The organism is Aquimarina sp. KJ22-3 (genome assembly GCF_055808215.1).
This window is the reverse complement of the sequence record NZ_CM147859.1, coordinates 1,789,071-1,803,055: the sequence shown is the minus strand read 5'-3', so window position 1 is coordinate 1,803,055 and position 13,985 is coordinate 1,789,071. Positions and strand designations below refer to the sequence as shown.

16 protein-coding genes are annotated in these 13,985 nt (G+C 38.6%); 11 read left to right on the top strand and 5 right to left on the bottom strand.

The annotated features are described in order from the left end of the window. Positions 1-37: 37 nt before the first annotated feature. From AC0L3Q_RS07925 to AC0L3Q_RS07895, 7 genes are all read left to right on the top strand, one after another. Positions 38-1,312 carry a PepSY-associated TM helix domain-containing protein gene (locus AC0L3Q_RS07925; protein ID WP_473286076.1) on the top strand — a complete coding sequence of 425 codons (1,275 nt, stop codon included), beginning with the start codon at positions 38-40 and terminating at the stop codon, positions 1,310-1,312. Between the two features lie 2 nt (positions 1,313-1,314). Further along, the gene (locus AC0L3Q_RS07920) at positions 1,315-1,668 is read left to right on the top strand and encodes a hypothetical protein (RefSeq protein ID WP_473286075.1); all 354 of its coding nucleotides are present in this window, start codon (positions 1,315-1,317) and stop codon (positions 1,666-1,668) included. Positions 1,669-2,047: 379 nt separating this feature from the next. Continuing rightward, a complete protein-coding gene (locus AC0L3Q_RS07915) occupies positions 2,048-2,950 on the top strand; it encodes a DJ-1/PfpI family protein (protein ID WP_473286074.1) in 903 nt (300 codons plus the stop codon). A gap of 64 nt (positions 2,951-3,014) precedes the next feature. Continuing rightward, positions 3,015-3,446 carry a hypothetical protein gene (locus tag AC0L3Q_RS07910; protein ID WP_473286073.1) on the top strand — a complete coding sequence of 144 codons (432 nt, stop codon included), beginning with the start codon at positions 3,015-3,017 and terminating at the stop codon, positions 3,444-3,446. 245 nt (positions 3,447-3,691) lie between these two features. Then, on the top strand, positions 3,692-4,330 hold the full coding sequence (locus AC0L3Q_RS07905) for an OmpA/MotB family protein (RefSeq protein ID WP_473286072.1): 639 nt from the start codon (positions 3,692-3,694) through the stop codon (positions 4,328-4,330). 133 nt (positions 4,331-4,463) lie between these two features. Next, the gene (locus AC0L3Q_RS07900; protein WP_473286071.1) at positions 4,464-5,414 is read left to right on the top strand and encodes a bifunctional helix-turn-helix transcriptional regulator/GNAT family N-acetyltransferase; all 951 of its coding nucleotides are present in this window, start codon (positions 4,464-4,466) and stop codon (positions 5,412-5,414) included. 261 nt (positions 5,415-5,675) lie between these two features. After that, on the top strand, positions 5,676-6,122 hold the full coding sequence (locus AC0L3Q_RS07895; RefSeq protein WP_473286070.1) for a hypothetical protein: 447 nt from the start codon (positions 5,676-5,678) through the stop codon (positions 6,120-6,122). Positions 6,123-6,163: 41 nt separating this feature from the next. On the opposite strand, the gene AC0L3Q_RS07890 is transcribed toward AC0L3Q_RS07895, so the two are convergent. Beyond that, a complete protein-coding gene (locus AC0L3Q_RS07890; protein WP_473286069.1) occupies positions 6,164-6,970 on the bottom strand; it encodes a DNA alkylation repair protein in 807 nt (268 codons plus the stop codon). Beyond that, positions 6,967-7,320, bottom strand: a complete 354-nt coding sequence (locus AC0L3Q_RS07885) for a hypothetical protein (protein WP_473286068.1) — start codon at positions 7,318-7,320, stop codon at positions 6,967-6,969. Before AC0L3Q_RS07885 ends, AC0L3Q_RS07890 begins: the two co-directional genes overlap by 4 nt. A 110-nt stretch (positions 7,321-7,430) precedes the next feature. Between AC0L3Q_RS07885 and AC0L3Q_RS07880 the strand changes: the two genes are divergently transcribed. The 4 genes from AC0L3Q_RS07880 to AC0L3Q_RS07865 all read left to right on the top strand — a co-directional run bounded on the left by AC0L3Q_RS07880 (position 7,431) and on the right by AC0L3Q_RS07865 (position 11,995). After that, positions 7,431-9,146, top strand: coding sequence for a LytTR family transcriptional regulator DNA-binding domain-containing protein (locus AC0L3Q_RS07880; RefSeq protein WP_473286067.1), 1,716 nt, complete (start codon positions 7,431-7,433; stop codon positions 9,144-9,146). Positions 9,147-9,269: 123 nt separating this feature from the next. Beyond that, positions 9,270-10,076, top strand: coding sequence for a DUF1330 domain-containing protein (locus tag AC0L3Q_RS07875; protein WP_473286066.1), 807 nt, complete (start codon positions 9,270-9,272; stop codon positions 10,074-10,076). Positions 10,077-10,447: 371 nt separating this feature from the next. Next, a complete protein-coding gene (locus AC0L3Q_RS07870) occupies positions 10,448-11,056 on the top strand; it encodes a carboxymuconolactone decarboxylase family protein (protein ID WP_473286065.1) in 609 nt (202 codons plus the stop codon). Between the two features lie 36 nt (positions 11,057-11,092). Beyond that, complete coding sequence (locus AC0L3Q_RS07865; RefSeq protein ID WP_473286064.1) at positions 11,093-11,995, top strand: hypothetical protein; 903 nt, start codon at positions 11,093-11,095, stop codon at positions 11,993-11,995. A 114-nt stretch (positions 11,996-12,109) separates the two neighbouring features. Here the strand turns inward: AC0L3Q_RS07865 and AC0L3Q_RS07860 are convergent, their stop codons facing one another. The 3 genes from AC0L3Q_RS07860 to AC0L3Q_RS07850 all read right to left on the bottom strand — a co-directional run bounded on the left by AC0L3Q_RS07860 (position 12,110) and on the right by AC0L3Q_RS07850 (position 13,982). Beyond that, positions 12,110-12,871, bottom strand: coding sequence for a DUF481 domain-containing protein (locus tag AC0L3Q_RS07860; RefSeq protein WP_473286063.1), 762 nt, complete (start codon positions 12,869-12,871; stop codon positions 12,110-12,112). A gap of 73 nt (positions 12,872-12,944) precedes the next feature. Beyond that, positions 12,945-13,337 (bottom strand): DoxX family protein, encoded by a 393-nt coding sequence (locus tag AC0L3Q_RS07855; protein ID WP_473286062.1) that lies wholly within the window; start codon positions 13,335-13,337, stop codon positions 12,945-12,947. A gap of 15 nt (positions 13,338-13,352) precedes the next feature. Beyond that, positions 13,353-13,982 carry an SGNH/GDSL hydrolase family protein gene (locus AC0L3Q_RS07850; protein WP_473286061.1) on the bottom strand — a complete coding sequence of 210 codons (630 nt, stop codon included), beginning with the start codon at positions 13,980-13,982 and terminating at the stop codon, positions 13,353-13,355. Positions 13,983-13,985: the final 3 nt, after the last annotated feature.

Here is a 13,985-nt window from a genome sequence, read left to right as displayed (position 1 = left end):
TGAAACTATTATTCATCAGGTCTTATTTTTTTGAACAATGAAAAAAAACGAAAAATTAAATAAATGGCTTTGGAAATGGCATTTCCTGGCCGGACTGATCACTCTTCCCTTTATTAGTATCCTCTCGATCACTGGTGGCATCTATCTTTTCAAAACGGATTACGAAGCCAAGAAACAACAGCACATTACCGGGGTTAGTGTTCAAGGGGAAGCCATAGATTTCCAGAAACAATGGGAAATTGCAAATCAAAACGCGGTTAAAAAACCAAATTCAATGATTGTTCCCACAAAAAACAACCAGGCTACTCAATTTGTCTCGGGTCGTTTTAGCGGGAAAAGTGACTTATATGTCAATCCTTACTCAGGAAAAGTTTCTGGTGAGGTAATTACCAAAGAAACCGATATGTACAAAGTCAGAAAGTTACATGGTGAATTGCTTATGGGATCCTTTGGGACTAAGATTGTCGAGCTTATCGCCAGCTGGATGGTGGTGCTTATCGTAACCGGCATTTACGTATTTTGGCCAGCTAGAAAATGGAATCTCTCTGGATTCTTTATCCCTAGATGGAAACATGGTAGACGTACCTTTTTTAGAGATCTACATGCTATTAGTGGGTTTTGGATTTCTGGACTATTGATTCTGGTATTGGCAGGAGGTTTCCCATGGACGGATGTATTTGGAGAAAACTTTAAATACGTACAAAAGGTAACGAATACCGGTTTCCCAAAAACCTGGCATGGGATAGGATTACAATCGCAACCCACAGGAAATGCGATTACCTTGGATGAAATGGTGGCCAAAGCGGTTGCCCTAGATCTTCCTGGTCAAACTACTATACACTTTCCTAAGGGTCCCAAAGGTGTTTTTAGCATCTCTAACCAAAACCCCAGTGATCTTGGATCGCAAAAAAAGATCCATTATGATCAGTATTCGGGTCAAGAAATGATGACGGTAGCTTGGGCAGATGTTGGGATCCTGATGAGAGGACGAATGTGGGTGATGGCTTTTCATCAAGGAGAATTTGGTAAATGGAATTGGTGGTTGATGCTTGGAGTTGCTTTGGTATTAACGATAATGAGTGTTTCGGCATTAGTATCCTATGTTTTACGCAAACGTAAAGGAAGCTGGGATGTCCCAAAAGTTCCTGTTGCATTTCGTGTAGGGTATGGCATAGCTATCGTTGTCGTAATTTTAGGACTTATTTTCCCTTTGTTTGGGGCAAGTATCCTACTGTTAGTACTAATAGAGTATCTTAGAAAGCTGAAGAGAAAAAAGTACATCCTGTTCCAGCATCCTAACCAGAAAATATGATTATGCAAAAACGTGAAATAGTAAGAGCGACCAGAAAATGGCACAGATACCTGGGCCTTATTTTAGGATTACAATTTTTAATGTGGACAATAGGAGGACTCTATTTTAGTTGGACCAATATTGATGAAATTAGGGGAGATAACCTAAAAAATAGTGCTCAAAAGATTCCGTATCATTTGGATTATGTTGCTCCACAACTATTTCTGAAGGACCATATTACAGAAAGAGATAGTTTGATTTCCCTCGAACTCTCTACTATTCTACAACAACCGATATACAGAATACAATATGGCAATTCCAAACAGAAACAAGTGCTTTTGGTAGATGCCATAACCGGAAAAAAAGAAAAGAGCTAACCAAGGAAGAAGCTATTGCGGTCGCCAAAGAAAAACTGAATGTTACTGCCGATCTTACCGAGGTTGAATATATCACCGAAACCGGAAACCATCACGAATATCGAGGCAGGCCATTACCTGCTTATGCCATTACTTTTGATCAACCCGCCAACACCACGGTTTACGTTTCTGTAGACTATGGTAATGTGCAGACGTTTAGGAACAACCAATGGCGAGTGTTTGATTTCTTTTGGATGTTACACACCATGGATTATCAAGAGCGTGATAATTTCAACAACCTATTGTTAAGAGCATTTTCGCTGTTTGGACTCTTTACTATTTTCTCTGGCTTTCTATTGTATGGGTTGACTTCTAAAACATTGAATAAAAGAAAAAAGTCATGAAGAATTTTTTAATACTGTTCTTAAGCACGATGCTATTTGCACAGTGTAAAAAACAAGAGCAAATCCCTGTTACCACTGAGCAGAATAACATTATACAACAAAAAGAAGAAAAAAACGTCGGTCTTTCCAAAGATCGAATTGTAAAGCAAGACGGATCATCATATACTCTTGAAGAGTTGAATGCATTATCGCATACCGAATTAATGCAAGCGGTTTACGAACCGCCAAAGGATACCATCAAAACTATAGGAATCCTATTGTATGAAGGATATTTTATGTTGGATGCCATGGGACCCCTCTCAGTACTCAATCATATCCATCCCGCTCAAAAATTACTTATTGGTAGAGAAAAGGGAATGGTCACTAGTAGCGATAACGTAAAGATACAAGTGGATCACAGTATTGACGACATCGAACAATTGGATATTCTCATTGTACCCGGTGGTGTGGTAGAAACTTATAAGGCTACTCAAGACCAGGAATTACTCTCCTGGATTCGTAAAATTGATCAAAAAAGTACATATACCGCAAGTGTATGTACCGGAGCCTGGATTTTGGGAGCTGCAGGTTTGTTAGAAGGAAAACAAGCAACTACCAATTGGTATAAAGCCGAAGAAAATCTCGAAAAATACGGAGCCGAATTTGTACAAAAAAGATATACCCATGATGGTAAATATTGGACCAGTGCAGGGGTATCGGCAGGAATCGATATGAGTCTTGCTCTGGTAGATCATATTATGGGACGCAATTATGCGCAGTTTACTGCGTTGAACTTAGAATACGATCCCGATCCTCCTTTTGAAGGTGGGCATCCGGATAAAACCGATCAAATGGTCACCTTTATGACCGAAAAAATGTATGACCAGTTGTTACATACGGTGTCTACGGAGAAAAACTAATAGACGCTTTATCACAAAACAACACCAATAAATAATATCTTTGAACAATTAAAATCAAATCATAATGAAACTACGTATTTTTTATTCCCTTATACTTTCAATACTGCTGTTTTCTTGTAATCAATTATCCAAAGAAGAACAGGAGTTTGATGCACTAATGCAAAAGGTAATTGATGTACACGACGAGGTAATGCCAAAAATGGGAGAAATGAGTTCACTCATCAAAGAATTGGAAACCAAAGTAGATACTACTGCTCAAGGGCAGAACTACGCAAAAGCACAACAAGATGTAAAAGACGCCTATGACTATATGATGAGCTGGATGGGGAATTTTAGTGATTCCTTCCCACATGATGAAACCAACGATAGTACTGACCCAGAAAAATTGGCAGCTAAGTTCAAATTACTACAAGAAGAAGAGGTAAAAGTTGAGAAATTAAGGGATCAAATTAACACCAGTATTAAAAACGCAAAAGCGATATTGCAAAAGCCCTAAAGTGCTATGCTATCATAATTTCTAAAAAAGTTTTACTTTAGCAGCTGCAACAAATCACTTAAACCAATGAGAAAAATAATTTTATTTGCAACCGTACTAGTTATTTCGGCATCTTCAGGATATGCCCAGAAAAAAAGGATCTTCTTGAAGAGATAGACAAGCTTAGAAAAGAGCTAAAAACTACAAAAGCTGATCTAAGTGATTCCCGAAAGAAAGAAAAAGCCACACTGACACAAGTAGCGACCATGGAAGCTCAGGTAAAGGATCTTAAAGATACCAATGCTTCTTTACTATCCAACATGAGTAATTTTACAGAGCTGTCTAATCAAAAGGCCGAAAACCTTAAGAAATCTCAAGAGATCATTCAGGAGAAAGACAGACAACTGAAGACCATAAATGATGCGCTAACGCAATCTGATTCTACCAATCTGGCAGTTTTTAGCACCTTTAAAAATGCTATTGGTGGTGATAATGTAAAAATCGGACAAGGTGTGATCTATATTGTATTGCCAAATGATATGCTTTTTGGTGACAATGATAAGAGCTATATGGTGGCAGACGGTGGAAAAGCCATGTTAGAAAAAATTGCTGCTGTACTGAACAAAAGTAAAGACTTGAACGTAATTGTTGAAGGAAATAGCAATGCGCTCAAGCTGGATGGTAAAACTTTATTAGATAATTGGGATCTAAGCGCAAGACAAGCGGCCTCTGTGGTTCGCATATTGCAAAACGATTACAAAGTAGATCCTAAGCGTTTGGAAGCTGTAGGTAAAAGTGAATATGCTACCGATGGTATAGAAACGGTGACCAAAATTATTATTGATCCAAAATTTGATAGTTTTTTCAATTTGGTGAAGAATAATATGAAAAACGACAAAGGATAAAAAAACAACTCCTTATATCTTAAAATCCGATCGTATTGATCGGATTTTTTTGTACCCCTACTTTATAGATTCCTTTGAAAATTCAATTAATTTCAATACATTTACGTAACTAGTTACGTAAATAATAAACGATATGGATTTTTTTGATAAAGCAGGCGTCATGGCTATAGGTTCAAGATTGAGAATGTTGAGCGAACAACTCACTGAAGAAGCCACAAAGATCTATGACCTATACAATGTGGGGTTAAAACCAAAATGGTTTCCTGTATTTTACCTCTTATCCCATGATGAATCCAAATCCATTACACAAATCGCAACCGAGATTGGTCACTCCCACCCTTCTGTAAGCAAGATCGTAAAAGAAATGATCAAAGAAGGGATCCTTTCGGAACACAAAGACAAAATCGACGGCCGTAAAAACAATATTCGGTTGACCCCAAAAGGAAAAGAAATTGCTTCTCAGATTGAAGATCAATATCTGGATGTACGAAACGCTGTTGAGGAAATTCTAAATCAGAGTACCCACAATATGTGGAATGCTTTACAAGAATTCGAATTCTTATTAGAGCAGAAACCACTTTTAAAACGCGTAAAAGCACTTAAGAAAAACAGAGAAGCGCAACATGTTCAAATCATTCCTTACGCTCCCAAATACAAAACCCATTTTAAGGAGTTCAATGAGGCTTGGATTACCCAACATTTTAAAATGGAAGATACCGATCATAAGTCTCTGGATCATCCGGAAGATTATATTTTGGATAAAGGAGGTGAAATTTTAGTTGCACTATATAATGAAATACCTGTAGGAGTCTGTGCTTTGATCAAAATGGATCATCCAGAATATGATTTCGAACTCGCTAAGATGGCGGTTGCCCCAGAAGCCAAAGGAAAAGGCATCGGATGGATATTAGGGCAAGCTACACTAGACAAAGCAAAATCCCTGGGGGCCAAAACCGTATACTTAGAAAGCAACACGGTGTTAAAACCAGCAATACATCTCTATCATAAGCTCGGGTTCAAAAAAGTAGTAGGCTATCCTACTCCCTACGAGCGCTGTAATATTCAAATGGCGATAACGTTATAAGATACTTTCAAACTACTATGTTTTCGGCGTAGAAGTACTTTTAAAACCATTTCATAATGGTTGTTTAAATGTTTTACCTTAAAAGCTAACCTACGCCGATGCATAGTAGGATCTGGCTCTTTATGGTTACCTCCTTTTTCGCGCAATCCATCTAGAAGAAAATCAGACTTGTTTTAAAGCTTTCTTAAAAGCAAATCAAAATGATCTTATCTCGTTAAATTTTTGTAACTTAATGAGGTACAGACTTTAAAACCTCTCATCATGAAAACCTTAATTTTTATTCTAATGGGGTTCTGTTCCTTCCTGGCGATCAATCAGGAAAACAACAAACCCAATAGCGAACTCTATAACCTGGAAGGTGTTTGGGAATTACAGCATCAATTTATGTATCAAGATAATCATATTGCGGATACCTTGCTGAATCAAAATGGATATCGACAAATCAAAATGTACAGTCAAGGAAAAGTGATGTGGACACGTTATGATCCAAAAGACAGTAACGAATGGTTTGGCTACGGGACGTATACCATAAAAGATGGTATTCTGGAAGAACGTCTAGAGTACGCCTCTGGTTCTATGATGAAAATCCTGGATACTACCAAAGTATTTACTTTTGAGCTAATTGTTGGTCCTGATTCTTATCAACAAATTGATCTGGATGAAAATGGACATTATTACCATGCCGAAAACTATAAACGAATAAAATAAAAGAAATGCATCACTTATTCTGATGCATTTTACTTTTGTTTTTACTTCGTCTTGGCGATGGTACGCATCGCTTTTTTAACGATGTAAGCCGTTTCTTTGGTAGCCGAGTCTTTGGTCCAGGTAGTACAAATCATACTCACCCAATCGGGTTGTGTTTTGCTGGCATCGTTGAGCCAGTTTCCTACCGAATCTCGTACATATTTTGAGGGATCCGATTTCACCGGTTCAAGAAGCGAAATCCCTTTTTGAGGGTCCTCCTGAAAAGCCAGTATTTTTTTGGTCCATACCCCTACTGGTCGTAAAGATTCGACCGCATAACGACGAATATTTTCGTCCTGATCCTTTGTCCAACCAGACAATATTTGAATGGCAGAATCCAGATCTTCGATCATTCGCTCTTTGCTTGCAAAAATAACTACCTCTCGTACTCCAAAATGCGAATCCGCAGCATAGGGTTGCATAGCGGATAATAAATCGGCAACCACATCATAAAACAAGCTCTCGGCCCAGCAGCTCCAGCATCGTACAATATCACTGGGATGACTGGATAAGTGTTTACGAATAAAAGCAATATCCGAAAGCTCGGCAAAAACCTCTCCGATCACTTTGGTATTACTATTGGCTGTTGGTTTTTTCTGCGCATTTACCGCAACTTCAAAAGAGGAAAACCAATCCATTTTTCCCAAAGGTTCCAAAACCGTCTTCAGCAATACCAACTGATCGGTAGCCAACCATTCCATCAAGTTTTTAGTTTCTACTTTTCCGGCATTTAAATATTCTATTACTTCTGGATCTAAATCTTTTAAGCTTCTTGGGCCTTTTCTGTTTTGGATGTGCTCTGGGATCATTTTTTATTTTTTGATTTAGGAATTACACCGATTAAATGACTATTCTGTTTTATTAGCTCTGCTATGGCTGCGGCTGCTTCCTCAAAATCATCTGCTTCATCAGGTAATAACAGCCAGGATTTAATATTGTAGGTTTCCAAATTTCGTAAAGAGGGGAACATTTCCTTCAAAATGGGTTGATATGCTACTTTGGTTGCGATCCAAATCCCATTATCTACAGGACTATGCTCTTTGAAACGGGTGGCCAATACGATTTTTTCTTCTACATAGATCCCTACATTCCCAAACATCTTTTTGGTTCGTAAGGGTAACGAATATAATAAATCCAGTATGAAGTCATAGGGTATCATAAGTACAAATGTAACGGTATATAGTATCCCTACATACCCATTCACTACATACCAACCAAAATTTTTATCTTATAAATATATTTGTACCATAAAGGATCATCAATATCTATATGACTAAGAGAATAGCCATATTACCCTTTGAGTATAAAGCGGAACAACTACAGTTTCTGTCGCACAGCATTCAGGAAGTGCTAATGCAAGAGCTTGGTCCATCACAAAAGTATACGGTAATCTCTAAGCAATCCTCCCAGGTAGCCGTAGCGCAATCCACTAATTTAGCACACATTAGCAGCCAATTGGATGTGATTCGCGTGATTACGGGTACGATTATAGAGCAAAATGCATTAACAGTGCATATACAATACCACAGGCTTGATCTTAACGAAATAGAAGAAACCACCATTTCTATTTCCAAAGCAAACATCTTTACCCTTGGGGAGCGCTGTAGAACTGCTGTTTTACAATTGCTACAGATCAAAGAAGAAAAACAAAAACCCCTCACCGTACAAAAACTCACCCATCCTGAACTGTATCAAAAATTTATGCTTGGGGGTTATCATTTTAACCGATGGACTCCAGAAAATGTTGCAGAGGCCATAGCATTATTCCAGGAAGTGATCCAAAAAGAGCCCAATTTTGCACCTGCCTATTTAAAATTGGCCAAATGTTACATCTTTCAGGCAGGGCGAGGCTTAGAGAAACCAGATACCGTGTATCCAAAAGCGCGAAAAGCCATCGATCAGGCATTACAACTCAATCCTGAATCTGGAGAAGCTATCATTGACAAAAACCTCATCGATTTCTTTTACAATCTGGATTGGCGAAACATCTACAACAGTATAGAAGAAGGGCTAGAGAAATACGTAGATGCCAGCGAAGCTTACCAACAATTGTCCTTTTTCTGGTATGGGTTAAAAGAATACGATGCCGCATTGGATGCCCTATATTCGGCTTTGGAGTATGACCCATTATCCACCGGTATTTTGAATATGATCGGAGATGTGCAATTGAGTGCAGAACTCTATGATGACAGTGAGAAAACCTTTCTATCCATCTTGAAAATGGTTCCTAATGACATTGCTTCTCTAGAGAATCTAATGTACATCGCCTCTTTGCGAGGAAACGAAGCTCTTGCCTCTCGTTACCTACGGAAACTGCAAAAGAACTTATCAGACACCACTCCTTATGTTCCCAGAATGGGGTATTTCTACGGAAAATTTGGTCATGATCAGGAAGCTCAGGACTTTTTGGACCATTTTGATAGGATAGAACAACAATTCCCTAATCGGGTGCTACATAATTACAAAGCTCAGGTGTATTCTGGCAGAAAAGATTGGGAAGCTGTAATGGACCTTATAGAAAAAGGTTGGAAAGCACGTACGGGCATGCTATTCATTCTCACCGATCCTCAATTAGCTCCCATCCACAAATGGAAACGGTATCAATTGATGGTTTCTCAGGTGTGGTTGCCAGAAAAAGTGGAAGACGTTGATTATATCTCCTTACATACTGATATTAAAGAAACCATTCGGGTGAACTTAAAAGCCCTATTGTTTATCAAAGCAGAAGACAATTATTCCCGTCTGTATTTCTTTCAAAATTTCAGGTTAGAACAAAAACTGGTACGCGCTACGCTCAAAACTATAGAGAAACAGCTTCCAAATGCCTTTGTACGCATCCATCGTACCTACCTTTTAAATACCACTAACCCTTTCCAACTCTTTGGGAATTCTAAAACACGCTTTGTTACCCAGCCACAACATGATATAGAAATACCAGTAAGTCGCAGTTTTGATCATACGCTGTTAACCAATATCACCGCATAGTCATTCCTACCCAACTACTACACAAATCTCTACATTTTTTTCACTGCTTACCCATTGATCACATAAATGATTTAAAAGCAAGTGCACTTTCGACATTTGAATAAACTTTTAAAAATCATTAAAATGAAAACAGTAAAATTCTTAACCTTGATGGTGTTATTCGTGTCCTTTTCGGCGATAGCCTCTTGCAAAAATCCATCAACCGAAAAAACCAACCAACTTGCAAAAGCTCCTACTACAACAACTGAAAGTGCTTCTACAACAGTGAAATCTGCCAGCATCACTTTTAAATCGGGTAAACTTATCGAAGTAGCCTTATTATCTGTAAAACCAGAAGGTCAAAAAGCATTTATGGAAGAGTATTTTCCAAAAGTAATGCCGGTAGCAACTCCTTATGGAGCAAAACCAATCGCTTCTTTTGCCGTAGTAAAAACAGTATTGGGTGATAAACCCAACCAAATGGTAGTATTTTTTGAATGGGATAGTATCGAACAAAAAAGAGCATTCGAATCCAATCCAGAATACCTAAAACTAAGAAACATCAGAGATAATGCATTGAGTTTCTTAAGCCAAGGGTACTTTCAGGTAGAACAAGATGTCACTGTTACCATCTCTTCGGATCAGATTTATGACTTTGCAGGTATTTTTATCAATCCCAAAAAAGCACACTTGCTACAAGAATATTTTCAGGCGGTGCTACCTACGGCCTCAAAACCAGAATTTGGGTACACTCCTATTGTTAACCTCAACCCTATCCCGGGAGTCTATGACCAAAATTATCACCCTTCGGTAATTGCCTTTGCACAATGGAAAGGTGGGCCAGACTCTCAGGCGCGCTTTGAGAAAACAAAAGCTTTCCAACAGCATAAGGAAAAAAGAAGCCAGGGTGCTCCTTATATCGATGTATTTCACATCAAACCTATCCTATAATATCAAAAGGAGGTTGTTATGAAAAATAAAAAAAGATCGAAAGAAAAAACCTCCAAAAAAAACTCAACAAAAAAAGAATGCAAGTGTCAAACACAGAAATCTAAAAAGAGCTTGTATTACCTTCTTTTCAAAGGTGGACTTTGGTAGCGATAGTGATTGATTGATGATTGTTCGTTTGTTTAACGAAAATTGGGCGGGATGATGTGCTCTCTCGCTCAATTTTCAAAACAAGTATATAGAATGTCTTACCCATTTGCTACAAGATGATTCTTCATCATTCATTCTTGATACCTGTTCACTACACAAAGAAATCAAAGCAAAACGATATAGACATCTTTGATAACATTAAATAACTTAAATACACATTAAAAATGGAAACTAAAACAGAAAAGAAACAAACCCTAAGAGGATTCGATTTAGAACTGCAAGAAAATCCGTCAAAAGAAGTACAGGCAGTGTATGATTGGTCGAGCGAAACTTTTGGTTTTATCCCTAATCTCACCAAACTACTAAGTGGATCTGAAGCGACCTTACTTTCTTATATCCATGCCCAATGGAATCTGGATAAAATCGGTAGTCTTTCTCCAGAAGAAAACAATATCGTGCAATTGAGTATAGCCGTAGAAAATGAGTGTAAATATTGTACCGCCGGACATACGTTGGCAGGAAAAGTATTTTTTGGTTCTGCAGAAGAGGATTTAGCTGCTTTACGTAGTAAAACTGCCTTATCTAGCGAAAAATTTGATGCATTACGTGCTTTTGCGATTAGCGTTTACCAAAAACATGGTCGTGTGAATGATATTGAATTAGAAGCATTTAGAAATGCAGGGTACAACAATGCACAAGCTTTGGATGTGATCACCAACATTGCGGTAAAAGTCATCTCTAATTTTGCCAATCAACTTGCGATCAACGAAGTGGATGAGCCTATGCAACCCTTTACGGAAGGACTTGAAGTTTTCAAAACAGATTACCGCTAAGCACATAGCAAACGAACATTCTAAATTTTTAAAATCATGAAAAACAGTTTAAAATCAATACCCGTATGGATTTGTATCGCCCTGTTCACTTCTTGTAAATCTGTTGATTTACGAACGGACTATGTAAAAAGTGTATCTCCACAAACCTTGGAAGAGAAAGGCAGACAGCTGCTAATAGAATCTTCCAACAAAATGGGATATGATCAATTGGCCAATAGTGAAGTGTATGAAACGGTGGCCAACTTTCAATGGAAAGGCCTCTGGCCACTCATGCCTATGAATGCTTTGCCAGGGAACCTGAATAAAGACATCCAATTTCGTTTTGCCACCAACTCTTTTGATGGACAGGTAGAATATCTCGAAGGTCGTAAAGAAGGACTGGTACAGGGACTCCAATCCTGGGAAGGCTATAAAACCTGTGTTGATCATAAAGAAATCACCAGGCACGAACACGATCGTTATTTATGGGGACTTGCTACCTATCACTATCTCATAGAAGCACCGTTGACGATAAAAGATGCCGAGATCGTGCGATATGCAGGTGAAAAGAAATTTGAAGGAAAAACCTATGAAACGGTATATGTTACTTGGGGAAGCGAAGCTCCCAACAAACAATACGATCGTTTTCTGATCTATATCAACAAAGAAACTCGATTTATTGATCTTGCAGAACTCACCATTGGGGATTTCTTTTTACCTATGCCCAAAGGCATGCAGCATGCCACGGTACAATGGGATCGGGAGAGAGCCAGCAATGGTACCTACTTACCCAGTACTACCTATATCCAGTTGGGTAAACCCAGGGACAAGCAAAAACACGTATATAAATACACGACCAGAGACTACAAGTTTGATAGTTTCGAGAAATCGATATTGTATCCTGTAGCCAATTTAGAACGATATGGTACTTCAAAAAAGTTTACCAATGATCAGATGTGAAGGTCAAAACGTTTGAAGAAATTCAAAAATGATTTAGCTGGTTTTCCGTTTTAGCGATGCGGATTTGTGGTGGTCCATTAAAAATCCAATCTTATCGGTTGGATTTTTATTGTTTTACTGAAACGTATACGCCAACCCATTGGTCCACTCGTATTGGGTATCCGGAATATCCATAGCCGGGAAGGAATCAAATAACAAAGTAAAGGTCGATTTAAACCTGAGGTCTTTGAATATTTTAAACACGATTGAAGTTTCATTCGAAATTCGATAATCTCTTATCGCATCTACTCGTGGCTGATAGTACGAAGTACTAATGATCGACATATTATCCGACGGATATAAATTTACCGACACATACATACTCCCTCGAATGTCCGAATTGATCACCTCCATCTCCATTTCTTCGGTTTCTTCGTATTCATACATTAATAGGGTTCCTATATAAAAGCGATGCTTTTTAGACGGCAGTACTTTAAATCGGGTTCCTGAACCTGCCAATGCTCGGATATTGATGTTAGAAACCGGATCAAACTGGGTTTGCACAAAAGCTTCCCAGGTGATGCGCGGATGAAATTTGTAATTGTACCGGAAGTGCTGAATACCCCGGTTTACAAACTTCTCATCATCCAGTTGTTGAATATTCAGGTCATTGATAAACAGCAGCAAATGTTTTCCTGCACTGTATTGCACATGGGTACGGTTGGCAATCTTAAAAATATCCCGTCTGTTTTTGATTAAGGACAAATCCAGGCTTACAAAACCCGACCAACCCGAAGTATCTGCTACTTTTCGTAAAGATTCTACATTCACAATTTGCGCATTGGTGGTGCTACAAATTGCCATCAATAGGGCTACGATATATATTCTTTTTGACATTCGGTCTTTCAATAAAAGCCCAAAAATATTCAAAAAGTGCAGAAAATAAGCGCATCCTTATTGGATTTAGTCATCAAACACACATTTCTTGTTTTGCAGTAGGGTTTCGCCAACTATTTAAAAACAAAAAAATCGAGCTGCACAACATTACAATCGCCGGGAATTTTTGAGGATATGGATCACCCAAATGCACCAAACCAATGGCTACTACAAAATTGACAATCATGACCAGGGCTGCCCATTTTATTTGCTTTCCCAGTATGAATAATATCCCACAAATAAATTGAGCGTACACCGAAATGTGTGCAGCCACTAATGGAAAAATAACCTGGTAATTGACCAGAAAATCGGCGAACTCTTGCATACGTTCAACAGAAAACACATTATCCTGGGAGCCATAGATCAAATGAAAACCTACGGGGCCTCGAATAAAAAAATCGGCATGTCTTTTTAATAGGGTAAACATGTGATCGGTACTTCATTAATTTTTGGTGTTGGTATGTACAAACAATCGCTCCACAATCACTTGTGCCGCAACCATACTCCCTTGTAGAGAAGGATGAAAACCATCTGGCCCATAGTAGGAAAAGTCTTGAGTGGCATCAAAATGCGCTTTCCAGGCTTTCCCCACTGGACATAACAAAGCATTGTTTACTCGAGCGGCGGTGGTATAATTGGCAATCACCCCATCAAAAGTGTGGTAATAGTATTGTGCTGGCCACACCATAAAATACACCAATTGCGCATTGTTCTTTTTGCATAGTCTTGCATATTTTTTCCCATCACGAATTAGCATCTCGCCCCCCTCTTTTTGTGACGAAGGCCCTTGTTGGATCACCACATAATCAAATTGTTTTGAATTGATAAAGCGTTGTACCTCTCCTTCTGCCCAATGATCTACAATGGCATAATTAGGTTTTGCCAACATACTTACCCCAATCACCATTCCTTTTTTGGCTGCTGTATTTTGCACCAACTTGGGCAGATCATTGTTGTAGGTCAAACTATTGCCCACAAACAACACTTTGATCCCATCTGGAGGTTCCTGCCCCTGGGTAGTGCAACCAACCATGTTTAGTGCTATCAACAACAACAGTATTCGAATACGCATGGC